Origin of the sequence: Thalassolituus hydrocarboniclasticus (assembly GCF_025345565.1) — a bacterium.
Classification (GTDB): domain Bacteria; phylum Pseudomonadota; class Gammaproteobacteria; order Pseudomonadales; family Oceanobacteraceae; genus Venatoribacter; species Venatoribacter hydrocarboniclasticus.
The window spans coordinates 3574377-3597809 of record NZ_CP054475.1 but is presented as its reverse complement, the minus strand read 5'-3'; the positions used below and the strand labels follow the sequence as shown (position 1 = coordinate 3597809).

The 23433-nt window shown below is 51.4% G+C and carries 30 protein-coding genes; 29 read left to right on the top strand and 1 reads right to left on the bottom strand.

Going from position 1 to position 23433, the window contains the following annotated elements:
- Positions 1-38: 38 nt before the first annotated feature.
- From rpoC to tuf (HUF19_RS16125), 5 genes are all read left to right on the top strand, one after another.
- Positions 39-4262, top strand: a complete 4224-nt coding sequence (rpoC, locus tag HUF19_RS16145; protein ID WP_260997562.1) for a DNA-directed RNA polymerase subunit beta' — start codon at positions 39-41, stop codon at positions 4260-4262.
- A 121-nt stretch (positions 4263-4383) separates the two neighbouring features.
- A complete protein-coding gene (gene rpsL, locus HUF19_RS16140; RefSeq protein ID WP_145471121.1) occupies positions 4384-4758 on the top strand; it encodes a 30S ribosomal protein S12 in 375 nt (124 codons plus the stop codon).
- Positions 4759-4844: 86 nt separating this feature from the next.
- Positions 4845-5315 (top strand): 30S ribosomal protein S7, encoded by a 471-nt coding sequence (gene rpsG, locus HUF19_RS16135; protein ID WP_145471122.1) that lies wholly within the window; start codon positions 4845-4847, stop codon positions 5313-5315.
- A gap of 19 nt (positions 5316-5334) precedes the next feature.
- Complete coding sequence (fusA, locus tag HUF19_RS16130) at positions 5335-7428, top strand: elongation factor G (RefSeq protein ID WP_260997561.1); 2094 nt, start codon at positions 5335-5337, stop codon at positions 7426-7428.
- 28 nt (positions 7429-7456) lie between these two features.
- Entirely contained in the window at positions 7457-8680 is a 1224-nt protein-coding gene (tuf, locus tag HUF19_RS16125; RefSeq protein ID WP_260997559.1) for an elongation factor Tu, read from the top strand.
- Positions 8681-8931: 251 nt separating this feature from the next.
- Here the strand turns inward: tuf (HUF19_RS16125) and fusA (HUF19_RS16120) are convergent, their stop codons facing one another.
- Positions 8932-11019, bottom strand: coding sequence for an elongation factor G (fusA, locus tag HUF19_RS16120; RefSeq protein ID WP_260997560.1), 2088 nt, complete (start codon positions 11017-11019; stop codon positions 8932-8934).
- A gap of 312 nt (positions 11020-11331) precedes the next feature.
- Here fusA (HUF19_RS16120) and tuf (HUF19_RS16115) point away from each other — a divergent pair, with 312 nt between their 5' ends.
- The 24 genes from tuf (HUF19_RS16115) (at position 11332) to rpmJ (ending at position 23401) form a co-directional block, all read left to right on the top strand.
- Complete coding sequence (tuf, locus tag HUF19_RS16115; RefSeq protein WP_260997559.1) at positions 11332-12555, top strand: elongation factor Tu; 1224 nt, start codon at positions 11332-11334, stop codon at positions 12553-12555.
- A 262-nt stretch (positions 12556-12817) separates the two neighbouring features.
- On the top strand, positions 12818-13129 hold the full coding sequence (gene rpsJ / locus HUF19_RS16110) for a 30S ribosomal protein S10 (RefSeq protein WP_068443270.1): 312 nt from the start codon (positions 12818-12820) through the stop codon (positions 13127-13129).
- A gap of 104 nt (positions 13130-13233) precedes the next feature.
- Positions 13234-13866 carry a 50S ribosomal protein L3 gene (gene rplC / locus HUF19_RS16105; RefSeq protein WP_145466724.1) on the top strand — a complete coding sequence of 211 codons (633 nt, stop codon included), beginning with the start codon at positions 13234-13236 and terminating at the stop codon, positions 13864-13866.
- 3 nt (positions 13867-13869) lie between these two features.
- Entirely contained in the window at positions 13870-14472 is a 603-nt protein-coding gene (rplD, locus tag HUF19_RS16100) for a 50S ribosomal protein L4 (RefSeq protein WP_145466723.1), read from the top strand.
- Complete coding sequence (gene rplW / locus HUF19_RS16095) at positions 14469-14765, top strand: 50S ribosomal protein L23 (protein ID WP_145466722.1); 297 nt, start codon at positions 14469-14471, stop codon at positions 14763-14765. Before rplD ends, rplW begins: the two co-directional genes overlap by 4 nt.
- Positions 14766-14777: 12 nt before the next feature.
- Positions 14778-15605: a 50S ribosomal protein L2 gene (rplB, locus tag HUF19_RS16090; RefSeq protein WP_145466721.1), complete on the top strand. Its 828-nt coding sequence runs from the start codon at positions 14778-14780 to the stop codon at positions 15603-15605.
- A 17-nt stretch (positions 15606-15622) separates the two neighbouring features.
- Entirely contained in the window at positions 15623-15898 is a 276-nt protein-coding gene (rpsS, locus tag HUF19_RS16085) for a 30S ribosomal protein S19 (RefSeq protein ID WP_145466720.1), read from the top strand.
- A gap of 13 nt (positions 15899-15911) precedes the next feature.
- Entirely contained in the window at positions 15912-16247 is a 336-nt protein-coding gene (rplV, locus tag HUF19_RS16080) for a 50S ribosomal protein L22 (protein ID WP_145466719.1), read from the top strand.
- Between the two features lie 11 nt (positions 16248-16258).
- Complete coding sequence (rpsC, locus tag HUF19_RS16075; RefSeq protein WP_145466718.1) at positions 16259-16948, top strand: 30S ribosomal protein S3; 690 nt, start codon at positions 16259-16261, stop codon at positions 16946-16948.
- Positions 16949-16960: 12 nt separating this feature from the next.
- Entirely contained in the window at positions 16961-17374 is a 414-nt protein-coding gene (gene rplP / locus HUF19_RS16070) for a 50S ribosomal protein L16 (RefSeq protein ID WP_145466717.1), read from the top strand.
- On the top strand, positions 17374-17565 hold the full coding sequence (gene rpmC / locus HUF19_RS16065; protein WP_145466803.1) for a 50S ribosomal protein L29: 192 nt from the start codon (positions 17374-17376) through the stop codon (positions 17563-17565). Before rplP ends, rpmC begins: the two co-directional genes overlap by 1 nt.
- A gap of 2 nt (positions 17566-17567) precedes the next feature.
- The gene (gene rpsQ, locus HUF19_RS16060; protein ID WP_260976894.1) at positions 17568-17834 is read left to right on the top strand and encodes a 30S ribosomal protein S17; all 267 of its coding nucleotides are present in this window, start codon (positions 17568-17570) and stop codon (positions 17832-17834) included.
- Between the two features lie 32 nt (positions 17835-17866).
- The gene (rplN, locus tag HUF19_RS16055; protein WP_145466715.1) at positions 17867-18235 is read left to right on the top strand and encodes a 50S ribosomal protein L14; all 369 of its coding nucleotides are present in this window, start codon (positions 17867-17869) and stop codon (positions 18233-18235) included.
- A gap of 16 nt (positions 18236-18251) precedes the next feature.
- Entirely contained in the window at positions 18252-18566 is a 315-nt protein-coding gene (gene rplX, locus HUF19_RS16050; protein WP_260976893.1) for a 50S ribosomal protein L24, read from the top strand.
- An 18-nt stretch (positions 18567-18584) separates the two neighbouring features.
- Positions 18585-19124 carry a 50S ribosomal protein L5 gene (gene rplE / locus HUF19_RS16045; protein ID WP_145466713.1) on the top strand — a complete coding sequence of 180 codons (540 nt, stop codon included), beginning with the start codon at positions 18585-18587 and terminating at the stop codon, positions 19122-19124.
- Positions 19125-19134: 10 nt separating this feature from the next.
- A complete protein-coding gene (rpsN, locus tag HUF19_RS16040; RefSeq protein ID WP_145466712.1) occupies positions 19135-19440 on the top strand; it encodes a 30S ribosomal protein S14 in 306 nt (101 codons plus the stop codon).
- Positions 19441-19500: 60 nt separating this feature from the next.
- On the top strand, positions 19501-19893 hold the full coding sequence (rpsH, locus tag HUF19_RS16035; RefSeq protein WP_260997558.1) for a 30S ribosomal protein S8: 393 nt from the start codon (positions 19501-19503) through the stop codon (positions 19891-19893).
- 11 nt (positions 19894-19904) lie between these two features.
- Positions 19905-20438 carry a 50S ribosomal protein L6 gene (gene rplF, locus HUF19_RS16030; protein ID WP_145466710.1) on the top strand — a complete coding sequence of 178 codons (534 nt, stop codon included), beginning with the start codon at positions 19905-19907 and terminating at the stop codon, positions 20436-20438.
- 10 nt (positions 20439-20448) lie between these two features.
- Positions 20449-20799: a 50S ribosomal protein L18 gene (rplR, locus tag HUF19_RS16025; protein WP_145466709.1), complete on the top strand. Its 351-nt coding sequence runs from the start codon at positions 20449-20451 to the stop codon at positions 20797-20799.
- A gap of 11 nt (positions 20800-20810) precedes the next feature.
- On the top strand, positions 20811-21320 hold the full coding sequence (gene rpsE / locus HUF19_RS16020) for a 30S ribosomal protein S5 (RefSeq protein ID WP_145466708.1): 510 nt from the start codon (positions 20811-20813) through the stop codon (positions 21318-21320).
- Positions 21321-21326: 6 nt separating this feature from the next.
- Entirely contained in the window at positions 21327-21512 is a 186-nt protein-coding gene (gene rpmD, locus HUF19_RS16015) for a 50S ribosomal protein L30 (RefSeq protein WP_145466707.1), read from the top strand.
- 1 nt (position 21513) lies between these two features.
- Positions 21514-21948 (top strand): 50S ribosomal protein L15, encoded by a 435-nt coding sequence (rplO, locus tag HUF19_RS16010; protein WP_145466706.1) that lies wholly within the window; start codon positions 21514-21516, stop codon positions 21946-21948.
- Entirely contained in the window at positions 21948-23267 is a 1320-nt protein-coding gene (gene secY / locus HUF19_RS16005) for a preprotein translocase subunit SecY (protein ID WP_260997557.1), read from the top strand. The genes rplO and secY overlap by 1 nt, the downstream gene beginning before the upstream one ends.
- Positions 23268-23287: 20 nt before the next feature.
- A complete protein-coding gene (rpmJ, locus tag HUF19_RS16000) occupies positions 23288-23401 on the top strand; it encodes a 50S ribosomal protein L36 (RefSeq protein WP_145466704.1) in 114 nt (37 codons plus the stop codon).
- The last annotated feature ends 32 nt before the right edge of the window (positions 23402-23433 follow it).

Here is a 23433-nt window from a genome sequence, read left to right as displayed (position 1 = left end):
CGGAAGCCGCCTGAGCCTGACTCCAAACGGAGCAAAATATGAAAGACTTAGTCAATTTTCTGCGTAATCAGAACAACGCTGACGAGTTTGACGCCATCCGCATCGGACTCGCCTCGCCAGAGATGATTCGTTCCTGGTCTTTCGGCGAAGTTAAAAAGCCGGAAACCATTAACTACCGTACGTTCAAGCCTGAGCGTGACGGTCTGTTCTGTGCGCGTATCTTTGGTCCTATCAAAGATTACGAATGTCTGTGTGGTAAGTACAAACGTCTGAAGCACCGCGGCGTAATCTGTGAGAAGTGTGGCGTTGAAGTAACTCAGGCCAAAGTACGTCGTGAGCGTATGGGTCACATTGAGCTGGCTTCCCCGGTTGCTCACATCTGGTTCCTGAAGTCGCTGCCATCCCGTATCGGTCTGATGCTGGATATGACGCTGCGCGATATCGAACGCATTCTGTACTATGAATCATTCGTAGTGACCGAGCCTGGCATGACCACTCTCGACGTGGGTCAGCTGCTGAGCGACGAACAGTACTACGAAGCGATCGAAGAGTTTGGTGACGAATTCGAAGCCAAAATGGGCGCGGAAGCCATTCAGGCACTGCTCGGCCAGATCGAACTGGGCGAAGAAGTTCAGCGTCTGCGTGAAGAAATTCCGGCGACCAGCTCTGAAACCAAGATCAAGAAGCTGTCCAAGCGTCTGAAACTGCTGGAAGCTTTCCACCACTCCGGTAACGATCCGAAGTGGATGATCATGTCTGTACTGCCAGTACTGCCACCGGATCTGCGTCCGCTGGTACCGCTGGATGGTGGTCGTTTTGCGACCTCCGATCTGAACGATCTGTACCGTCGTGTGATCAACCGTAACAACCGTCTGAAGCGCCTGCTGGAGCTGAATGCTCCTGACATCATCGTACGCAACGAAAAGCGTATGCTGCAGGAAGCTGTGGATGCGCTGCTGGATAACGGTCGTCGTGGCCGTGCCATCACCGGTTCCAATAAGCGTCCGCTGAAGTCTCTGGCTGACATGATCAAAGGTAAGCAGGGTCGTTTCCGTCAGAACCTGCTGGGTAAACGTGTTGACTACTCTGGCCGTTCGGTAATTACCGTTGGTCCACAGCTGCGTCTGCACCAGTGTGGTCTGCCAAAGAAAATGGCTCTGGAACTGTTCAAGCCGTTTATCTTCAGCAAACTGGAACACCGTGGTCTGGCGACAACCATTAAAGCTGCGAAGAAAATGGTTGAGCGCGAAACCGCAGAAGTCTGGGATATCCTGGCTGACGTTATCCGTGAACACCCGGTCATGCTGAACCGTGCACCAACACTGCACCGTTTGGGTATTCAGGCGTTCGAACCTCAGCTGATCGAAGGTAAAGCGATCCAACTGCACCCACTGGTGTGTGCGGCTTATAACGCTGACTTCGACGGTGACCAGATGGCGGTACACGTACCGCTGACTATCGAAGCGCAGCTGGAAGCCCGCGCGCTGATGATGGCAACCAACAACGTACTGTCTCCTGCCAACGGTGAGCCAATCATCGTTCCTTCTCAGGACGTGGTACTGGGTCTGTACTGGATGACCCGTGAACGTATCAACGCCAAAGGCGAAGGTATGTTCCTGGCTGACCTGGACGAAGTGACCCGCGCTTATCAGACCGGTTCTGCGCATCTGCAGGCCAAGGTTAAAGTGCGTATCACCGAAACTCTGGTTGACGAGCAGGGCAACGAGCAGTCTGAAACCAAAGTGGTTGATACCACGATCGGTCGTGCACTGCTGTTCCGCATCGTGCCAAAAGGTCTGCCGTTTGAACTGATCAACCGCCCGATGAAGAAGAAAGCGATCTCCAACATGATCAACACTGCGTATCGCCGTGTAGGTCTGAAGGACACCGTCGTTTTCGCTGACCAGGTAATGTATACCGGCTTCCAGTATGCAACCCGTTCCGGTTCTTCTATCGGTGTGAACGATTTCGTTATTCCGGATGAGAAAGCAGAAATCGTTGCTAACGCTGACGCTGAAGTAAAAGAGATCGAAAGCCAGTTTGCTTCCGGTCTGGTTACCCACGGCGAAAAATACAACAAGGTTATCGACATCTGGTCGCGCGCTAACGAACTGGTAGCGAAGGCGATGATGGATAACCTGGGTAAAGAGAAAGTGATCGACCGCGACGGCAACGAAGTGGATCAGGAATCTTTCAACTCCGTCTACATGATGGCTGACTCCGGTGCTCGTGGTAGCCCGGCTCAGATCCGTCAGCTGGCCGGTATGCGTGGTCTGATGGCGAAGCCGGACGGCTCCATCATCGAAACGCCGATTGTGGCGAACTTCCGTGAAGGTCTGAACGTACTGCAGTACTTCACCTCGACTCACGGTGCGCGTAAAGGTCTGGCGGATACCGCTCTGAAAACTGCGAACTCCGGTTACCTGACCCGTCGTCTGGTTGACGTGGCGCAGGATCTGGTGGTCACCGAGCAGGATTGTGGTACCGAAGAAGGTCTGGTCATGACTCCGCTGATCGAAGGCGGTGACGTGGTTGTGGCTCTGGGTGACCGTATCCTGGGTCGTGTAATCGCGAAGGATGTACACAAGCCTGGTTCTGAAGGCGACATCGTGGTGCCAGCCGGTACCCTGATCGACGAAGCCTGGGTACAGACAATCGAATCTGAAGGTATCGACGAAGTGCGTGTGCGCTCCGCTATTACCTGTCAGAGCCGTGTCGGTATCTGTTCTTCCTGCTACGGTCGTGACCTGGGTCGCGGACATCAGGTGAACGTAGGTGAAGCGGTTGGTGTTATCGCTGCTCAGTCGATCGGTGAGCCGGGTACACAGCTGACCATGCGTACGTTCCACATTGGTGGTGCGGCATCGCGTTCTTCTGCAGCTGACAGTGTTCAGGTGAAAAACAGCGGTACTATCCGTCTGCATAACCTGAAAACCGTTGTTAAAGAAAGTGGCGACCTGGTGGCTGTATCCCGTTCCGGTTCTATCGCTGTAGCCGATGAACATGGCCGTGAGCGCGAGCTGTACAAACTGCCATACGGTGCTGTGATCAGCGTCCAGGATGGTCAGAAAGTTGAAGCCGGTCAGAAAGTGGCCAGCTGGGATCCGCACACCCACCCGATTGTGACCGAAGTAAAAGGTCGTATCGAATTCGTGGGTATGGAAGAAGGTATCACCATCAACCGTCAGACCGACGAGTTGACCGGTCTGTCGAACATCGAGGTGATCGATCCGAAAGATCGTCCGGCGGCTGGTAAAGACATCCGTCCGATGGTGAAACTGGTGGATGCGTCCGGTAACGACGTGATCCTGCCGGGTACCAATACTCCGGCACAGTACATGCTGCCAGCCAACGCTCTGGTAAACCATGAAAATGGCACCGAAGTGGCCGTGGGTGACGTTATCGCACGTATTCCTCAGGAATCGTCCGGTAACAAGGACATCACCGGTGGTCTGCCACGCGTAGCGGATCTGTTCGAAGCCCGTAAGCCGAAAGAGCCTGCCATTCTGGCGGAGATCACTGGTACTGTGAGCTTCGGTAAAGAGACTAAAGGTAAGAAGCGTCTGGTGATCACTCCGAAAGATGGCGGCGAGCCATACGAAGAGCTGATTCACAAGTGGCGTCACATGAACGTGTTCGAAGGTGAACAGGTCGAGAAGGGTGAGGTTATCTCTGACGGCCCGATGAACCCGCACGATATCCTGCGTCTGAAGAGCGTGGGCGATCTGGCGATGTACATCACCAACGAAGTTCAGGAAGTTTACCGCCTCCAGGGTGTAGGCATCGATGATAAGCACATCGAAGTGATTGTGCGTCAGATGCTGCGTAAGGTACTGATCACCGAAAACGGTGACAGCTCCTTTATCCCGGGTGATCAGGTTGAATACTCTGCGTTCCTCGAAGAAAACGAGAAACTGGAAGCAGCCGGTAAGATCACTGCGAAAGGCGAGCGTGTGCTGCTGGGTATCACCAAAGCCTCCCTGGCAACCGAGTCCTTCATCTCTGCGGCCTCCTTCCAGGAGACAACCCGCGTACTGACTGAAGGTGCGGTGACTGGTAAGGTTGACCACCTGCGCGGCCTGAAAGAAAACGTGGTTGTGGGTCGACTGATCCCTGCGGGTACTGGTCTTGCGTACCACGCTGAGCGTAAGCGTAAGCGTCAGACCCGTGAGAATGATCGCCTCAAGACTACGCCGGCAGGTATGAATGTATCGGCCGACGAAATGGAAGCTAAGTTCAGCGAAGCTTTCAGCGATAAGTAAGTCATTGGTTGTAAAACAATCAATGGCTTGACGACTGGGGCTGGGAGGATTATCCTTCCGGCCCCTTTTATTGCGTCAGAATTTTCTGGCGTTTTTGTTAGTGATAATTGGAGTTTGCTAAATGGCTACAATCAACCAGTTGGTTCGTCAGCCTCGTAAACGCAAAGTGGCTAAGAGTGACGTACCTGCACTGCAGGCGTGTCCTCAGCGTCGTGGCGTATGTACCCGTGTATATACTACCACTCCGAAAAAGCCTAACTCGGCACTGCGTAAAGTATGTCGTGTGCGTTTGACGAATGGTTTCGAAGTGTCTTCCTACATCGGTGGTGAAGGTCACAACCTGCAGGAACACAGTGTTGTTCTGATCCGTGGCGGTCGTGTAAAAGACTTGCCAGGTGTTCGTTACCACACTGTTCGCGGCTCTCTGGATACTTCCGGTGTTGCGAATCGTAAACAAGCCCGTTCTAAGTACGGTGCAAAACGTCCTAAGAAATAATTTCTTAAGACTTGGATAAGAGTAAGGCTGAGTTGATCGTTGAATCAGGATGCTCAGACTGACCTGAAGACCTAAGAGGGCTTATCATGCCAAGAAGACGCGTCGCTGCGAAGCGCGAGATCCTGCCAGATCCGAAGTTCGGAAACGTTACACTGGCAAAATTTATGAACCACGTAATGATCAGTGGTAAGAAATCCATCGCCGAGAAAATCGTTTATGGCGCACTGGATACCATGGCTCAGAAACAAGGTGGCGATCCGCTGGAAATGTTTGAAAAAGCATTAGAATCCATCCAGCCACTGGTTGAAGTTAAAAGCCGCCGTGTTGGTGGTGCAACCTATCAGGTACCTGTGGAGGTTCGTCCTTCACGTCGTCAGGCGCTGGCAATGCGCTGGCTGGTAGATGCAGCACGTAAGCGTGGTGAGAAGTCCATGGCTCAGCGCCTGGCTAACGAAATGATGGAAGCCTGTGAAGGTAAAGGTTCAGCCGTTAAGAAGCGTGAAGATGTTCACCGCATGGCTGAAGCGAACAAGGCTTTCTCTCACTACCGCTTTTAATTGATTCGAGGACTGCACAGTGGCACGCACAACTCCCATTGAGCGTTACCGCAACATTGGTATTTGTGCTCACGTGGATGCGGGTAAAACCACAACCACGGAGCGAGTACTGTTTTACACCGGTGTTTCTCACAAGCTTGGTGAGGTGCATGATGGCGCAGCCACAATGGACTGGATGGAGCAGGAGCAGGAGCGTGGTATTACCATTACTTCTGCTGCTACCACCTGTTTCTGGTCGGGCATGGCGCAACAGTTCGAGCAACACCGTATCAACATCATTGATACCCCGGGGCACGTTGACTTCACTATTGAAGTAGAACGTTCTTTGCGGGTTCTGGATGGTGCGGTGGTGGTGCTGTGTGGATCCTCGGGCGTACAGCCTCAGACTGAGACTGTATGGCGTCAGGCCAACAAGTACGAAGTACCGCGTATGGTCTTCGTGAACAAGATGGACCGCGCCGGTGCAGACTTCTTTATGGTTGTTAAGCAACTTAAAGATCGTCTCAACGCCAATGCTGTACCTATTCAGATCAACATCGGTGCGGAAGACAATTTCCGTGGCGTTGTTGACCTGATCAAAATGAAAGCCATCAGCTGGAATGATACTGATCAGGGCATGACCTTCAGTTATGACGAGATCCCGGCAGAACTGGCCGATGTCGCTGCTGAATGGCGCGAGAAGCTGATTGAAGCGGCCGCCGAAGCCAATGATGAGCTGATGAATAAATACCTCGAAGGCGAAGAGCTTTCCGAGGACGAAATTAAAGCTGCGCTGCGTCAACAGACGCTGGCCGGCGAGATCGTATTGGTCACCTGTGGTTCTGCCTTTAAAAATAAAGGTGTGCAGGCGGTACTGGACGCTGTTGTTGAGTTCATGCCATCCCCGACCGAAGTAAAAGCGATCGAAGGTATTCTTGATGATGCAGCTGAAACCGTTGCGGTTCGTGAAGCATCTGATGAAGAGCCGTTTTCTGCGCTGGCATTTAAAATTGCCACCGACCCCTTTGTTGGTACCCTGACGTTTATCCGTGTTTATTCCGGGGTGCTGCAGTCCGGAGATGCTGTTTACAATCCGGTAAAAGGTAAGCGCGAGCGTGTTGGCCGTATGGTGCAGATGCACGCCAATGCCCGTGAAGAAATTAAAGAAGTGCGTGCCGGTGATATTGCCGCACTGATTGGCCTGAAAGATGTCACTACCGGGGATACCCTGTGTGATCAGGACAAGCGCATCACCCTCGAGCGCATGGAATTCCCGGATCCGGTAATTTCGGTTGCGGTTGAGCCTAAGTCGCAAGCAGACCAGGAAAAGATGGGCATTGCACTGGGCAAACTTGCTCAGGAAGACCCGTCCTTCCGTGTCGAAACCGACGAAGAAACCGGCCAGACCATTATCTCCGGTATGGGTGAGTTACACCTGGACATTATCGTCGACCGCATGCGTCGTGAGTTCAAAGTGGAAGCGAACGTTGGTAAGCCTCAGGTTGCTTACCGTGAAAAGATCACTGCCACGGTAGAGATCAACAACAAGTTCGCCAAGCAGTCCGGTGGGCGTGGCCAGTATGGTCATGTTGTTATCAGATTCGAGCCATCCGAGCAGGAAGGGCTGGAGTTTGTTAACGAAATCGTTGGTGGTGCAATTCCGCGTGAATACATCCCGGCGGTTGAAAAAGGTATTGCTGAGCAGATGAAGAACGGTGTTCTGGCGGGTTACCCATTACTGGGCCTGAAAGCGACGCTGATCGACGGCTCATACCATGACGTTGACTCGAATGAGATGGCATTTAAAATTGCTGCCTCACAAGCCACAAAACAACTTTCAGAGAAGGGCAAAGCCGTGCTGCTTGAGCCAATGATGAAAGTTGAAGTTGTAACCCCTGAAGATTACATGGGTGATGTGGTGGGCGACCTGAATCGTCGTCGTGGCTTGATTTCTGGAATGGATGATACCCCTTCAGGCAAGGTGGTTGATGCCAGCGTGCCATTGGCAGAGATGTTCGGTTATGCAACCGATCTGCGCTCCGCCTCTCAGGGCCGTGCGACCTATTCCATGGAATTTGAAAAATATTCGGAAGCACCATCCAGTGTGGCCGAAGCAATTATTACAAGAGCTTAATCATTTACGATATTGAACGAGGTGTTCTATGGCTAAGGAAACGTTTGAACGTTCCAAACCCCACGTAAACGTGGGTACTATCGGTCACGTTGACCACGGTAAAACCACTCTGACTGCGGCTCTGACCCGCGTATGTTCCGAAGTATGGGGCGGTGCAGCGGTAGCGTTCGACGGTATCGACAATGCTCCTGAAGAGCGTGAGCGTGGTATCACCATTTCTACCTCCCACGTAGAATACGAATCTCCGAACCGTCACTACGCACACGTAGACTGCCCGGGTCACGCTGACTATGTTAAAAACATGATCACCGGTGCTGCGCAGATGGACGGCGCGATCCTGGTATGTGGTTCTACTGACGGCCCAATGCCTCAGACCCGTGAACACATCCTGCTGTCCCGTCAGGTTGGTGTACCTTACATCGTTGTATTCCTGAACAAAGCAGACCTGCTGGCTGAAGATTGCGGCGGTGCCGATTCTGAAGAATACGCAGAGATGCTGGAACTGGTTGAAATGGAACTGCGTGACCTGCTGTCTGAATACGACTTCCCAGGCGACGACACTCCAATCATCCCGGGCTCTGCTCTGATGGCTCTGAACGGCGAAGACGACAACGAAATGGGTACGTCTGCTGTTAAGAAACTGGTAGAAACTCTGGATTCTTACATCCCTGAGCCAGAGCGTGCTATCGACGGCGCCTTCCTGATGCCAATCGAAGACGTATTCTCTATCCAGGGTCGTGGTACTGTTGTTACCGGTCGTGTTGAGCGTGGTATCGTTCGCACTGGTGAAGAACTGTCCATCATCGGTATCAAAGAGACCATCAAGACTACCTGTACCGGTGTTGAGATGTTCCGTAAGATCCTGGACGAAGGCCGTGCTGGTGAGAACGTAGGTGTTCTGCTGCGTGGTACCAAGCGTGACGAAGTTGAGCGTGGCCAGGTTCTGGCGAAGCCAGGTTCTATCACTCCTCACACCAAGTTCGAATCTGAAGTATACGTGCTGGGTAAAGATGAAGGTGGTCGTCACACTCCATTCTTCAAAGGTTACCGTCCACAGTTCTACTTCCGTACCACTGACGTAACTGGTGCTTGTGAGCTGCCAGAGGGCGTTGAGATGGTAATGCCAGGTGACAACGTTAAGCTGACCATCACCCTGATCGCTCCAATCGCGATGGATGAAGGTCTGCGTTTTGCGATCCGTGAAGGCGGTCGTACTGTTGGCGCCGGCGTTGTAGCTAAGATCATCGAATAATTCGATATCCTGCTATAAAAAAGAACCGGGCTCTGCCCGGTTTTTTTATGCCTGTCTCTGGATTCTGAGCGGATTATCTGTGACCGCCTGAGTCTGTAGGCTGGCTAGCATAGTACGTCTGAAGTCCGCATTATGCGGGCTTTTTTATGCCTGTGATTTGTCGCTTCGTCATTTTGTTGCTTGGCAGTGCGCAGGCAATAAAAAAACCCGCACGGCTTACACCGGGCGGGTTCTTTTTTATCAGCAGTTAATTACTTATCTGCTTCTTTACGGGCTTTGGCTTCAGCGATTACTTTCTCTGCTACGTTAGCCGGACATGGCATGTAGTGAGAGAATTCCATCGAGAACTGACCGCGGCCAGAAGTGATGGTACGCAGGTGGCCGATGTAGCCGAACATTTCGGACAGCGGAACGTCTGCTTTTACGCGAACGCCGGTAGCACCAGCTTCCTGGTCTTTGATCATACCGCGACGACGGTTCAGGTCACCGATAACGTCACCCACGTTGTCTTCCGGAGTGAACACGTCAACCTTCATGATTGGTTCCAGCAGCTGAGCGCCGGCTTTTGGCATGGACTGACGGAAAGCGCCTTTAGCAGCGATTTCGAACGCGATGGCTGAGGAGTCAACCGCGTGGTAAGAACCGTCGAACAGTTCAACTTCAACGTCCAGTACCGGGAAGCCAGCCAGAGGACCTTCGTCCATCATTACGCGGAAGCCTTTCTCAACCGCAGGCCAGAATTCTTTCGGTACGTTACCGCCAACAACCACTGACTTGAACGCGAAGCCGGTACCTGGCTCAGCAGGACGGATGCGGTAGTCGATCTTACCGTACTGACCAGAACCACCAGACTGCTTCTTGTGGGTGTAGCTGTCTTCGATCGCTTTGGTGATGGTTTCACGGTAAGCAACCTGTGGCTGACCAACGATCAGTTCAACACCGTGAGTACGCTTCAGGATGTCTACTTTAATATCCAGGTGCAGTTCGCCCATACCTTTCAGGATGGTTTCGCCTGAATCTTCATCGGTTTCAACCTGGAAGGTCGGGTCTTCAGCAACCATCTTACCGATTGCAATACCCATCTTATCGACCATGCTCTTGTCTTTCGGCTGCACAGCGATAGAGATTACCGGCTCAGGGAACACCATGGCTTCCAGAGTACATGGGTTCTTCGGATCACACAGGGTGTGACCAGTCTGTACGTTCTTCATACCCACAACGGCGATGATGTCACCAGCCTGCGCGTATTCCAGTTCACTGCGCTGGTCGGCGTGCATTTCACACATGCGGCCAATACGCTCAGTTTTACCGGTGAAGCTGTTCAGTACGGTATCGCCTTTCTTCATAACACCGGAGTAGATACGTACGAAGGTCAGGGCGCCGAAACGGTCGTCCATGATCTTGAACGCCAGAGCGCGCAGTGGCTCTTCGGCAGAAACGATAGCTTTCTGGCCAGTCGGGTTACCTTCTTCGTCGGTCAGATCCTGAGGCTCAACTTCAGTAGGAGCCGGCAGGTAATCTACAACTGCGTCCAGTACCAGCTGCATACCTTTGTTTTTGAAGGCAGAACCACAGAAGGTAGGGAAGAATTTCAGGTCGCGGGTACCGATACGGACGCAACGCTTGATGTCTTCAATAGAAGGTTCTTCACCATCCATGTAAGCCATCATCAGATCGTCGTCCATCTCAACCGCAGATTCGATCAGCTGTTCACGGTACATTTCAACGTCGTCAACCATATCGGCTGGCACGTCCTGTACGGTGTAGTTTTCTGGCAGACCAGAGTCATCCCATACGTAAGCCTGACGGGTCAGCAGGTCAACAACGCCAACGAACTCATCTTCACGGCCGATTGGCAGAACCATAACCAGTGGGTTGGCTGCCAGTACGTTTTTCACCTGATCAACTACACGGAAGAAGTCGGCACCAATACGGTCCAGCTTGTTCACGAAAATCAGACGGGATACTTCTGAGTCGTTAGCATAACGCCAGTTGGTTTCGGACTGAGGCTCTACACCGCCGGAACCACAGAATACACCGATACCACCGTCCAGTACTTTCAGGGAACGATATACTTCAACGGTGAAGTCAACGTGTCCAGGGGTGTCAATAACGTTGAAGCGGTGACCTTTCCAGAAGCAGCTGACGGCCGCAGACTGAATGGTAATACCGCGCTCAGCTTCCTGTTCCATAAAGTCGGTAGTAGATTCACCTTCGTGGGTTTCGCCCAGTTTGTGAATCTTGCCGGTCAGCTTCAGGATTCGTTCGGTGGTGGTCGTTTTGCCCGCGTCAACGTGGGCGAAAATACCAATGTTTCTGTATAAGGAAAGATCTGTCATAACATTACTCGGTTAGCAGAGACAAAATTCGCGCGCTACTTTACCTGTTTTCTCCTCCTTTTTCTCGTCGTTTTTGATCCGCAGGGGCAGGTTTTACCAAGAAATTTGCACCACAGACTGAAAAATAAGCAATTTCAGTCGTTTTGTTATCCGTGTTGCGCGGTTATTGGCTCATTACTGTTGCCTCTTTGCTGAAATAATGGGCCGGGAGTTGACAGTTTTGCCTTCCGGGGTATGATTGCGGCCCTTATGGGCGTGCCAGGATTACGGATCCTGCCCGCCGGATCATCAGACTTTTATGAGGACTTGGCTGTGGCAAAGGAAACGTTTGAGCGTTCAAAACCCCACGTAAACGTTGGTACTATTGGTCACGTTGACCACGGTAAAACCACTCTGACTGCGGCTCTGACCCGCGTATGTTCCGAAGTATGGGGCGGTGCAGCGGTAGCGTTCGACGGTATCGACAATGCTCCTGAAGAGCGTGAGCGTGGTATCACCATTTCTACCTCCCACGTAGAATACGAATCTCCGAACCGTCACTACGCACACGTAGACTGCCCGGGCCACGCTGACTATGTTAAAAACATGATCACCGGTGCTGCGCAGATGGACGGCGCGATCCTGGTATGTGGTTCTACTGACGGCCCAATGCCTCAGACCCGTGAACACATCCTGCTGTCCCGTCAGGTTGGTGTACCTTACATCGTTGTATTCCTGAACAAAGCTGACCTGCTGGCTGAAGATTGCGGCGGTGCCGATTCTGAAGAATACGCAGAGATGCTGGAACTGGTTGAAATGGAACTGCGTGACCTGCTGTCTGAATACGACTTCCCAGGTGACGACACTCCAATCATCCCGGGCTCTGCTCTGATGGCTCTGAACGGCGAAGACGACAACGAAATGGGTACGTCTGCTGTTAAGAAACTGGTAGAAACTCTGGATTCTTACATTCCTGAGCCAGAGCGTGCTATCGACGGCGCCTTCTTGATGCCAATCGAAGACGTATTCTCTATTCAGGGTCGTGGTACTGTTGTTACCGGTCGTGTTGAGCGTGGTATCGTTCGCACTGGTGAAGAACTGTCCATCATCGGTATCAAAGAGACCATCAAGACTACCTGTACCGGTGTTGAGATGTTCCGTAAGATCCTGGACGAAGGCCGTGCTGGTGAGAACGTAGGTGTTCTGCTGCGTGGTACCAAGCGTGACGAAGTTGAGCGTGGTCAGGTTCTGGCGAAGCCAGGTTCTATCACTCCTCACACCAAGTTCGAATCTGAAGTATACGTACTGGGTAAAGATGAAGGTGGTCGTCACACTCCATTCTTCAAAGGTTACCGTCCACAGTTCTACTTCCGTACCACTGACGTAACTGGTGCTTGTGAGCTGCCAGAAGGCGTTGAGATGGTAATGCCAGGTGACAACGTTAAGCTGACCATCACCCTGATCGCTCCAATCGCGATGGATGAAGGTCTGCGTTTTGCGATCCGTGAAGGCGGTCGTACTGTTGGCGCCGGCGTTGTAGCCAAGATCATCGAATAATCTGACCGGATCAGATTGTGACAGCCGGAGGTTGGCCCGGTAGGGTGAGGACAGGATGTCCGCAACAGTGATCGATGTCTGCATCTGAAAAGCCCGCTTTGTGCGGGCTTTTTTGTCAGTGTGATTCCGGAGTTGGTCTGCTTTGTCGGCTTCGGAAGTCGTCTGCTATTCCGTGGTTGACACTTTTTGTACAGCCGCATACAATTCGCGTCCCCTTAATCCGGGGAAAGTGAGCTCTTGCACATAAACTTGGAGTTTGGTAATGCAAAACCAACGAATCCGTATCCGTTTGAAGGCATTTGACCATCGACTGATCGATACCTCGACTCAGGAAATTGTTGATACTGCCAAACGTACGGGCGCTCAGGTACGTGGTCCTATCCCACTGCCTACTCGTAAAGAGCGTTATACCGTTCTGGTCTCCCCGCACGTTAATAAAGACGCGCGTGATCAGTACGAAATCCGTACACACAAGCGCATGCTCGACATTGTTGAGCCAACTGAAAAAACAGTTGATGCGCTGATGAAACTGGATCTGGCTGCCGGCGTGGAAGTTCAGATCAGCCTGGGTTAATCCGTCAGGATTTATCCGTAAGGCTCTGTGTAACGCCCTTGTCCATGTCGGAGAAGAGGGCGGCCATAGTGGGTTAAGCCCCGTACACGAGAGGTAATTGGAAAATGGCAATTGGTATTGTCGGTAAGAAAGCGGGCATGACTCGTGTCTTTACCGAAGAAGGTCAATCTGTTGCTGTTACTGTAGTTCACGTAACACCTAACCGTGTTGCACAAGTGAAAACCGTTGAAACTGACGGCTACAGTGCTCTGCAGGTTACATTTGGTGAGAAGAAAGCTTCTCGCACAACTAAAGCTGAGGCAGGCCACTTTGCGAAAGCAAACGTTCAGGCAGGTCGTGGCGTTATGGAATTCCGTACCGAAGAAGCTCTTGCCAATGGCGATGAGCTGACCGTTGCGCAATTCGAAGCTGGTCAGAAAGTTGACGTGACTGGTTCATCTAAAGGTAAAGGCTTCCAGGGTGGCGTTAAGCGCTGGAATTTCCGTACCCAGGATGCTACCCACGGTAACTCCCTGTCTCATCGTGCTCCTGGTTCTATCGGTCAGTGTCAGACTCCTGGTCGTGTTTGGAAGGGCAAGAAGATGGCAGGTCACATGGGTGCTGAACAGGTTACTACTCAGAACCTGGAAGTTGTTCGTGTGGACGCAGAAAACAATCTGCTGCTGATCAAAGGTGCTGTGCCAGGTGCTACTGGTTCCGATGTGATTGTTAAACCAGCTGTTAAGGCTAAGGGGTAAGCAATGGAACTGAAAACTAACACTGGTACCGCAGTAGCTGTTTCTGAAGCTGCATTTGGTCGTGAATTCAATGAAGCTCTGGTTCACCAGATCGTTACCGCCTATATGGCCGGTGGCCGTCAGGGTACCAAAGCACAGAAATCCCGCTCTGAAGTTAGCGGTGGTGGTATTAAGCCATGGCGTCAGAAGGGAACAGGCCGTGCCCGTTCCGGTACTTCTAACAGCCCTATCTGGCGTTCAGGTGGTGTAACTTTCGCCGCCAAACCACGCAACTATGAGCAGAAAGTAAACAAGAAAATGTATCGCGCGGCGATGCAGTCCATCTTGTCTGAGCTGGTTCGTCAGGAACGCCTGGTTGTTGCTGATTCTTTTGCTGTGGAATCCCACAAGACCAAAGAATTCGTTGCCAAGCTGAAAGAGATGGAACTGAGCAATGTCCTGATCGTTGCCGATGAGATCGACGAAAAGCTGTATCTGGCTGCCCGTAACGTTCCTCATGTTGGTATTACCGAAGCTTCAGCTATCGATCCTGTAAGCCTGATTGCTTTTGAAAAGGTACTGGTGACTGTGCCCGCCCTGAAGAAACTTGAGGAGGCCTACGCATGAACCGTGAACGTATCTATAAAGTGCTGGTAGCTCCGCATATTTCCGAGAAGGCAACTCTGGTTGCTGAAAAGCACGGCCAGTATGTATTCCGTGTTGCTCCGGATGCCACCAAGCCTGAAATCAAAAAGGCTGTTGAAGCTCTGTTCGAAGTGAAAGTTGATTCCGTACAGACCGTCAACATCAAAGGTAAAACCAAGCGTACTGCTCGCGGTACAGGCAAACGTAACGATGTGCGTAAAGCATACGTTCGCCTGGCTGAAGGTCAGGACATCGACTTCGCAGACGCGGAATAAGGGGTTTAAGTCATGGCATTGGTGAAAACTAAACCGACTTCTCCTGGCCGTCGCCATCTGGTGAAAGTCGTCAACAACGAACTGCACAAAGGTAAGCCTTTCGCAGCTCTGGTTGAGAAGAAGTCAAAAAGTGGTGGTCGTAACAACAACGGTCACATTACTACCCGTCACATTGGTGGTGGTCATAAGCAGCATTATCGCCTGATCGACTTCAAACGTGACAAGGACGGTATCCCAGCAGTTGTAGAACGTCTGGAATACGATCCTAACCGCAGCGCAAACATTGCACTGCTGAAGTACGCCGACGGCGAACGTCGTTACATTCTGGCTCCTAAAGGCCTGAGTGCTGGCGATGCGATTGTGTCTGGTGAAGATGCACCGATCAAAGTAGGTAGCGCGATGTCTCTGCGTAACGTACCGGTTGGTAGCGTAATTCACAACGTAGAACTGAAGCCTGGTAAAGGTGGTCAGATCGCACGTTCTGCAGGTACCTCTGCTCAGCTGGTAGCGCGTGAAGGTGCATACTGCACTCTGCGTCTGCGCTCTGGCGAAATGCGCAAGGTTCTGTCTGATTGTCGTGCCACTATCGGTGAAGTTGGCAACAATGAGCACGCTCTGCGTGAACTGGGTAAGGCTGGTGCTTCGCGCTGGCGCGGTGTTCGTCCTACCGTTCGCGGTGTGGTAATGAACCCTGTTGATCACCCACACGGTGGTGGTGAAGGTCGTACCTCTGGTGGTCGTCATCCTGTTACTCCATGGGGCGTTCCAACCAAGGGCTACAAGACTCGTAAGAATAAGCGTACCGATAAACTTATCGTACGTCGTCGTTCTGCGAAATAATTAGAGAGGATAGAACTGTGCCACGTTCATTGAAAAAAGGTCCATTTATTGACCATCACTTGATGAAGAAGGTAGAGGCTGCTCTTGAGAAGAACGACAAACGTCCGATCAAGACCTGGTCTCGCCGCTCCACAATCTTTCCAGATTTCGTGGGGCTGACAATCGCTGTTCATAACGGCAAACAACACATGCCAGTTTTCGTAACTGAAGACATGGTAGGACATAAACTCGGCGAATTCGCGCTGACCCGTACTTACAAGGGTCATGTGGCGGATAAGAAAGCCAAACGTTAATAAGGGGTGAAATATGTCTGAAGTAGCCGCTGTATTACGTGGTGCTCGCTTGTCTGCACAGAAAGCACGTCTGGTTGCGGATCAGATCCGCGGCAAGAAGATTGATGAAGCTCTGAACATTCTTTCCTTCTCAGGTAAGAAAGGCGCAGACATCATCAAGAAAGTACTGGAATCTGCCATCGCCAACGCTGAGCACAACGACGGTGCCGACGTAGACGAACTCAAGGTTTCTACCGTGTTCGTTGACGAAGGTATGACAATGAAGCGTATTCGTCCACGTGCGAAAGGTCGTGCCGATCGCATCATGAAACGCACTTGTCACATCACTGTGAAAGTTTCAGAAAAATAGGAGTTGGTCAGATGGGTCAGAAAGTTCATCCAACCGGTATCCGTTTAGGTATCACTAAAGATCATAACTCGATCTGGTATGCCGGTAAGGATAAGTACGCCGACAACCTGCTGACTGACATTGCTGTTCGATCTCTGATCGAAAAGCGCCTGGAAAAGGCTTCAGTGAGCAAGGTCGTTATTGAGCGTCCAGCGCAAAACGCCAAAGTAACCATTCACACTGCCCGTCCAGGCATCGTGATCGGTAAAAAAGGTGAAGACGTAGAAGTTCTGCGTAAAGATCTCAGCGATCTGATGGGTATCCCGGTACACATCAACATCGAAGAAGTTCGTAAACCGGATCTGGATGCCAAGCTGGTAGCCCAGAGCGTTGCAAGTCAGCTGGAGCGTCGTGTGATGTTCCGTCGCGCTATGAAGCGTGCTGTACAGAATGCAATGCGTGGTGGTGCCGAAGGTATCAAGATCCAAGTGAGTGGCCGTCTGGGTGGTGCTGAAATCGCTCGTTCCGAGTGGTACCGCGAAGGTCGTGTTCCTCTGCACACACTGCGTGCAGATATCGACTACGCAACTTATGAAGCACACACTACCTATGGTGTTATTGGCGTAAAAGTATGGATCTTCAAAGGCGAGATCCTCGGTGGTATCCAAGAGGTACGTGACCGCGCTAAGAACCAGGGCAAAAAGAAAACCGGTCGTTCATAAGGGGAATTAGTTATGTTGTTACCAAAACGTACAAAGTTCCGTAAAGTTCAGACCGGCCGCAACCGCGGTTTGGCGATCCGTGGCTCTAAAGTGAGCTTCGGTGAGTACGCTCTGAAGGCTACTGGACGTGGTCGTCTGACTTCTCGTCAGATTGAGGCAGCACGTCGTGCGATGACTCGTAAAGTGAAGCGTGGTGGTAAAATCTGGATCCGCGTTTTCCCGGATAAGCCAATTACCGAGAAGCCTCTTGAGGTTCGTATGGGTAAAGGTAAGGGTAACGTTGAGTACTGGGTTTGTCAGATCCAGCCAGGTCGCGTTCTTTACGAAATCGAAGGCGTACCAGAAGAGCTGGCTCGCGAAGCCTTTGCTCTGGCTGCTGCGAAACTGCCTTTTGAAACCGCATTTGTTAAACGGACGGTGCTGTGATGAAAGCAAGTGAACTGAAAAATAAATCAGTGGCTGAGCTGCAATCTCAGCTGGAAGAACTGTTGAGCGATCAATTTAAACTGCGTATGCAGAAAGCGACAGGTCAGCTGGGTCAGACTCATCTGATCGGCCAGACCCGTCGTGACATCGCTCGCGTAAAAACCGTGCTGGCTAGCAAGGCAGGTGAATAATCATGACTGAGAACACAAAAACCGTTCGTACCCTGAGTGGTCGTGTCGTGAGCAACAAGATGGACAAGTCCGTCACTGTTCTGGTTGAACGCTTTGTTAAGCATCCGATCTATAAAAAGTTCGTGAAACGCTCTACTAAAGTGATGGCCCACGATGAAAACAACGAGTGCCAGATTGGCGATCTCGTTACTGTAAAAGAGTCACGCCCAATGTCTAAAAACAAGACCTGGGCGCTGGTAAATATCGACGAGCGCGCCGCCAAGGTCTGAGGACCGGGCGCAGTTAGTTAGGAGCGAGAGGCATGATTCAAACTCAATCAATGCTCGACGTTGCCGACAACAGCGGCGCGAAGCGCGTACAGTGCATCAAAGTACTGGGCGGTTCTCATCGTCGTTATGCCGGCATCGGTGATTTGATTAAAGTATCCGTTAAGGAAGCAATTCCCCGCGGTAAAGTGAAAAAAGGTCAGGTAATGAACGCCGTGGTAGTACGTACCCGTAAAGGTGTACGTCGTCCGGACGGATCTATTATCCGTTTTGATGTAAACTCTGCCGTTCTGCTGAATGCTTCATTGGCGCCAATCGGTACCCGTATCTTTGGCCCTGTGACTCGTGAGCTGCGCTCTGAGCAGTTCATGAAAATCATTTCCCTGGCACCAGAAGTGCTCTAAGGGAGGGGGACGAGATATGTTAAAGATTCGCAAAAATGACGAAGTAGTTGTTATTGCCGGTAAAGATAAAGGCAAGCGTGGCAAAGTGCAGAAAGTTCTGCAGGATGGCCGTGTGCTGGTATCTGGCATTAACGTGGTGAAAAAACACCAGAAACCAAACCCGTACCTGCAGCAGCCAGGCGGCATCGTTGAAAAAGAAACCGGTATTCAGGTTTCCAACGTAGCCATCTGGAACCCGAAAACTGAGAAAGCTGACCGCGTTGGCTTCAAAGTTGAAGGCGAAAGCAAGGTACGTATCTTCAAATCCACAGGCGATCAAGTCGACGCCTAATTGGAGTTGGATACTACTATGTCACGTTTACAAGAACTGTATAAAAACGAAGTAGTAGCCAAGCTGCAAGAAGAGTTTGGTTACAAAAACATTATGGAAGTGCCTAAAGTCACCAAAATCACCCTGAACATGGGTGTTGGTGAAGCACTGGGCGACAAGAAACTGCTGGACAACGCTGTGGCCGAAATGGAAGCCATCAGCGGTCAGAAAGTTGTTGTCACCAAGGCACGTAAGTCTGTCGCAGCTTTTAAACTGCGTGAAGGCTGGCCAATTGGCTGTAAAGTTACCCTGCGTCGTGAGCGTATGTGGGAATTCATGGATCGTCTGATCGACGTGGCTCTGCCACGTGTTCGTGACTTCCGTGGTATCAACCCTAAGTCTTTCGATGGTCGTGGTAACTACAGCATGGGTGTGAAGGAACAGATCATCTTCCCGGAAATTGAATACGATAAAGTAGACAAGGTCCGTGGTATGGATGTGACCATCACAACTACCGCAAAAACCAACGAAGAAGGCCGCGCTCTGCTGAAAGCGCTGCAGTTCCCGTTCCGTAACTAAGGAGTTAAGCATGGCTAAGATTAGCATGAAGAATCGTGAACTGAAGCGTGAAGCACTGGTTGCCAAGTTTGCCGCCAAGCGCGCTGAACTGAAAGCGATCGTGAGCAACGTTAACTCTTCTGACGAAGAGCGTTGGAATGCACAACAGGCTCTGCAGAAACTGCCACGCGATTCATCCGCGAGCCGTCTGCAGCGTCGTTGTCAAATGACAGGTCGTCCACACGGCGTATACCGTAAATTCAAGCTTTCACGTATTAAGTTGCGCGAAGAAGGCATGAAGGGTAATGTGCCAGGCCTGAAAAAAGCTAGTTGGTAAGCAATTCCCCCTTTCGGGTAGAACCGGAAGGGGGGCGCTGTACAACAGAGGTAACTATTAATGAGTATGCAAGATACGTTGGCGGACATGTTCACCCGCATTCGTAATGCCCAGCAAGCTGGTCATAAGAATGTAAGCATGCCGTCTTCAAAAATTAAGAAGTCTGTAGCCCAGGTTCTCGAAGCTGAAGGTTACATCAACAGTTTTTCTATCGATGAAGCGGTCAAGCCGACCCTGACCATCGATCTGAAATACTACGAAGGTAAGCCAGTTATTGAACGTATCCAGCGCGTTAGCCGCCCTGGTCTGCGTCAGTACCGTGGCACCACAGAGCTGCCTAAAGTTGAAGCAGGTCTGGGTGTGGCTATCGTATCCACCTCTAAAGGCGTTATGACTGATCGCGCTGCTCGTGCTGCGGGCGTGGGCGGTGAAGTTATTGCGACCGTATTCTAAGGGGAATTACGATGTCTCGCGTAGCAAAAGCTCCTGTACAAATCCCAGCCGGTGTAGAAGTTAAACTGGCTGCAGACAAAATCGCCATCAAAGGCAAGCAAGGCCAGTTAGAACTGGATGTACATTCTTCTGTTGAAATCAAACAGGAAGAAAACGTACTGACCTTCGCTCCTAAAACTGGCGACAAGCAAGCCAACGCTCTGGCCGGTACTTTCCGCGCCCTGGTAAACAACATGGTTACCGGTGTTAACGTTGGTTTCGAAAAGAAACTGATTCTGCAGGGTGTTGGTTATCGTGCCAAAGCATCCGGCAAGTCATTAAATTTGACTCTGGGCTTCTCTCACCCAATCGACTATGAACTGCCGGAAGGCATTTCTGTCGAGACGCCAAGCCAGACCGAAGTGGTTATCAAAGGTATTGATAAGCAGAAAGTAGGTCAGGTTGCTGCTGAGATCCGTGGCTACCGTCCACCAGAACCTTATAAAGGTAAGGGTGTTCGCTATGCTGATGAAAATGTGCGTCGTAAAGAAGCCAAGAAAAAGTAAGGTCTAGGCCATGAATGAGAAGAAAAAAGCTCGTTTGCGCCGTGCCACCAAAACACGGATGAACATCCGTGAGAAAAGCGCGGTTCGTCTGTGCGTTCATCGTACGCCCAGACACATTTACGCTCAGATCATCTCTGCCAATGGCGCTACCGTCTTGGCGACAGCTTCAACCGTTGAAGCGGATCTGCGTAGTGACACTACTGGTAACGTTAATGCAGCGACCAAAGTTGGTCAGTTGATTGCTGAGCGTGCGAAAGCCGCTGGCATCACTAAAGTTGCGTTCGATCGTTCTGGTTTTAAATACCATGGTCGTGTTAAAGCTCTGGCTGACGCGGCTCGTGAAAGCGGCCTGGAATTCTAAGGGTAAAGATCATGGCAAATAATGAACGTGTAGAACGTAACGAAAGTGAACTGCAAGAGAAGCTGGTTCAGGTAAACCGCGTAGCCAAAGTGGTAAAAGGTGGTCGTATTTTCGCCTTTACCGCTCTGACCGTGGTTGGCGACGGCAATGGTCGTGTTGGTTTTGGTCGTGGTAAGTCCCGTGAAGTGCCTCTGGCAATTCAAAAGGCGATGGAACAGGCTAAGCGCAACATGGTCAATGTTCAGCTGGACGGCAACACTCTGCAGTATCCTGTCCGTGCCCGTCACTCTGGCGCACAGATTTACATGCAGCCGGCCTCTGAAGGTACCGGTATCATCGCCGGCGGTGCAATGCGCGCCGTTCTGGAGATGGTTGGTGTTAAAAACGTATTGGCTAAGTGCTATGGCTCTACCAACCCGGTAAACGTTGTTCGTGCAACCTTCAATGGTCTGGCACAAATGAAGTCTCCGGAAGAAGTAGCTGCCAAGCGCGGTAAGTCCGTAGAAGAGATCCTGGGGTAATACGTTATGGCTAAGAAAACCGTAAAAGTGACCCAGACACGGAGCACCATTGGCAAGCTGCCAAAGCACCGTGCAACCATGCAAGGCCTGGGTCTGCGTCGTATTGGTCATACCGTTGAGCTGGAAGATACTCCATCTGTACGCGGCATGATCAACCAAGTTCAATACATGGTTAAGGTAGAAGGGGAGTAATATGCGTCTCAACGAATTGAGCCCAGCTCCTGGTTCGAAGCCTGCTCCTAAGCGTGTTGGCCGTGGTATCGGTTCCGGTCTGGGTAAGACTGGTGGCCGTGGTCACAAAGGTCAGAAATCACGCTCCGGCGGTAAAGTGGCTCCGGGCTTTGAAGGCGGTCAGATGCCTATCCACCGTCGTCTGCCAAAATTTGGCTTTACTTCACGCAAAGCACAGTACGTTGCAGAGATCCGTCTGAACGAACTGGCTCTGGTTGAAGGCGATGTTGTAGATCTGGCAGCACTGAAAGCTGCAGACGTAATCGGCGAGAAGATCAAAGAAGCTCGCGTGATTCTGTCTGGTGAAGTCAAGAAGGCTTTGACCATCAAAGGTCTGAAAGTCACTCAAGGCGCAAAAGCTGCTATTGAAGCAGCCGGTGGAAAGGTCGAAGACTAATGGCTAGGCAAGGACTCCCACAGGGCATGCAAAGCGGACTGACTGAACTCTGGTCACGCATCCGCTTCGTGCTCCTGGCGATTGTAGTATATCGGATTGGCACCCATATCCCGGTGCCAGGTATTAATCCGGAAGCATTGGCACGTTTATTCGAGCAGAACCAGGGCACAATCCTGGAGATGTTCAACATGTTCTCCGGTGGTGCACTGGAGCGCATGAGTATTCTTGCGCTGGGTATCATGCCCTATATCTCTGCTTCCATTATCATGCAATTGCTGACGGCGGTGAGTCCGCAGCTGGAACAGTTGAAGAAAGAAGGCGAAGCCGGTCGTCGCAAGATTACCCAGTACACCCGTTACGGTACTGTACTGCTTGCAACGATTCAGGCCTTCGGCGTCTCGGCCGGCCTTGCCGGCCAGGGCGTTACTTTCTCTTCGGGCATTGATTTCTACATCGCCGCCGTACCTTCCTTCGTGGCAGGTGCAGTGTTCATGATGTGGCTGGGTGAGCAGGTTACCGAACGTGGTATCGGTAATGGCATCTCTATCCTGATCTTCGCCGGTATTGTTGCTGGTCTGCCGAGTGCAATTGGTCAGGCTTTCGAGTCTGCGCGTCAGGGTGACCTGAATATTCTGGTATTGCTGGTTATTGCTGCCCTGGCAGTCGTGGTGATCGGTTTCGTAGTCTTTGTTGAGCGCGGCCAGCGTCGCATCACCATTAACTACGCAAAACGTCAGCAGGGTCGTCAGATGTTTGCGGCACAGACAAGTCATTTACCGCTGAAACTTAATATGGCCGGTGTAATTCCTGCGATCTTTGCTTCAAGCCTGCTGTTGTTCCCTGCGTCGCTGGGAACGTGGTTTGGCCAGGGCGAGGGTATGGAGTGGCTGCAGGACATCAGTATGGCTCTGGCGCCAAGCCAGCCGCTGTACATCGTACTGTTCGCTGCCGGTATTATTTTCTTCTGCTACTTCTATACGGCGTTGATGTTCAACCCGAAAGATGTTGCCGAAAACCTGAAGAAGTCTGGTGCTTTCATTCCGGGTATCCGCCCGGGCATTCAGACTGCCAAGTATATTGATGCTGTCTTAGGACGCCTGACTCTGTTCGGTTCGCTGTACATTGCCGCGGTGTGTCTGATGCCTCAGTTCCTGGTAGTCGCTGCAGATGTACCTTTCTACTTCGGTGGCACATCGTTATTGATCGTGGTTGTGGTCGTAATGGATTTCATGGCTCAGGTTCAATCGCACCTGATGTCACACCAGTACGAATCGCTGATGAAGAAAGCAAATCTGAAGAATTTTGGCTCAGCCCGCTGAGCCAGATTTAGGAGACTGTCATGAAAGTACGTGCGTCTGTTAAAAAAATCTGCCGTGAATGCAAAATTATTCGCCGTAACGGTAGTGTGCGCGTGATCTGTTCAGATCCAAAGCACAAGCAACGTCAGGGTTAATCCCCGGACAAGGTCGGGTGTGAATATTACAG

Bases quoted from the DNA above. Each gene is read 5' to 3' on its own strand.
- rpoC (WP_260997562.1), top strand. From the start codon at position 39: ATGAAAGACTTAGTCAATTTTCTGCGTAATCAGAACAACGCTGACGAG.
- rpsL (WP_145471121.1), top strand. From the start codon at position 4,384: ATGGCTACAATCAACCAGTTGGTTCGTCAGCCTCGTAAACGCAAAGTG.
- rpsG (WP_145471122.1), top strand. From the start codon at position 4,845: ATGCCAAGAAGACGCGTCGCTGCGAAGCGCGAGATCCTGCCAGATCCG.
- tuf (WP_260997559.1), top strand. From the start codon at position 7,457: ATGGCTAAGGAAACGTTTGAACGTTCCAAACCCCACGTAAACGTGGGT.
- fusA (WP_260997560.1), bottom strand. From the start codon at position 11,019: ATGACAGATCTTTCCTTATACAGAAACATTGGTATTTTCGCCCACGTT.
- rpsJ (WP_068443270.1), top strand. From the start codon at position 12,818: ATGCAAAACCAACGAATCCGTATCCGTTTGAAGGCATTTGACCATCGA.
- rplC (WP_145466724.1), top strand. From the start codon at position 13,234: ATGGCAATTGGTATTGTCGGTAAGAAAGCGGGCATGACTCGTGTCTTT.
- rplD (WP_145466723.1), top strand. From the start codon at position 13,870: ATGGAACTGAAAACTAACACTGGTACCGCAGTAGCTGTTTCTGAAGCT.
- rplW (WP_145466722.1), top strand. From the start codon at position 14,469: ATGAACCGTGAACGTATCTATAAAGTGCTGGTAGCTCCGCATATTTCC.
- rplB (WP_145466721.1), top strand. From the start codon at position 14,778: ATGGCATTGGTGAAAACTAAACCGACTTCTCCTGGCCGTCGCCATCTG.
- rplV (WP_145466719.1), top strand. From the start codon at position 15,912: ATGTCTGAAGTAGCCGCTGTATTACGTGGTGCTCGCTTGTCTGCACAG.
- rpsC (WP_145466718.1), top strand. From the start codon at position 16,259: ATGGGTCAGAAAGTTCATCCAACCGGTATCCGTTTAGGTATCACTAAA.
- rplP (WP_145466717.1), top strand. From the start codon at position 16,961: ATGTTGTTACCAAAACGTACAAAGTTCCGTAAAGTTCAGACCGGCCGC.
- rpmC (WP_145466803.1), top strand. From the start codon at position 17,374: ATGAAAGCAAGTGAACTGAAAAATAAATCAGTGGCTGAGCTGCAATCT.
- rpsQ (WP_260976894.1), top strand. From the start codon at position 17,568: ATGACTGAGAACACAAAAACCGTTCGTACCCTGAGTGGTCGTGTCGTG.
- rplN (WP_145466715.1), top strand. From the start codon at position 17,867: ATGATTCAAACTCAATCAATGCTCGACGTTGCCGACAACAGCGGCGCG.
- rplX (WP_260976893.1), top strand. From the start codon at position 18,252: ATGTTAAAGATTCGCAAAAATGACGAAGTAGTTGTTATTGCCGGTAAA.
- rplE (WP_145466713.1), top strand. From the start codon at position 18,585: ATGTCACGTTTACAAGAACTGTATAAAAACGAAGTAGTAGCCAAGCTG.
- rpsN (WP_145466712.1), top strand. From the start codon at position 19,135: ATGGCTAAGATTAGCATGAAGAATCGTGAACTGAAGCGTGAAGCACTG.
- rpsH (WP_260997558.1), top strand. From the start codon at position 19,501: ATGAGTATGCAAGATACGTTGGCGGACATGTTCACCCGCATTCGTAAT.
- rplF (WP_145466710.1), top strand. From the start codon at position 19,905: ATGTCTCGCGTAGCAAAAGCTCCTGTACAAATCCCAGCCGGTGTAGAA.
- rplR (WP_145466709.1), top strand. From the start codon at position 20,449: ATGAATGAGAAGAAAAAAGCTCGTTTGCGCCGTGCCACCAAAACACGG.
- rpsE (WP_145466708.1), top strand. From the start codon at position 20,811: ATGGCAAATAATGAACGTGTAGAACGTAACGAAAGTGAACTGCAAGAG.
- rpmD (WP_145466707.1), top strand. From the start codon at position 21,327: ATGGCTAAGAAAACCGTAAAAGTGACCCAGACACGGAGCACCATTGGC.
- rplO (WP_145466706.1), top strand. From the start codon at position 21,514: ATGCGTCTCAACGAATTGAGCCCAGCTCCTGGTTCGAAGCCTGCTCCT.
- secY (WP_260997557.1), top strand. From the start codon at position 21,948: ATGGCTAGGCAAGGACTCCCACAGGGCATGCAAAGCGGACTGACTGAA.
- rpmJ (WP_145466704.1), top strand. From the start codon at position 23,288: ATGAAAGTACGTGCGTCTGTTAAAAAAATCTGCCGTGAATGCAAAATT.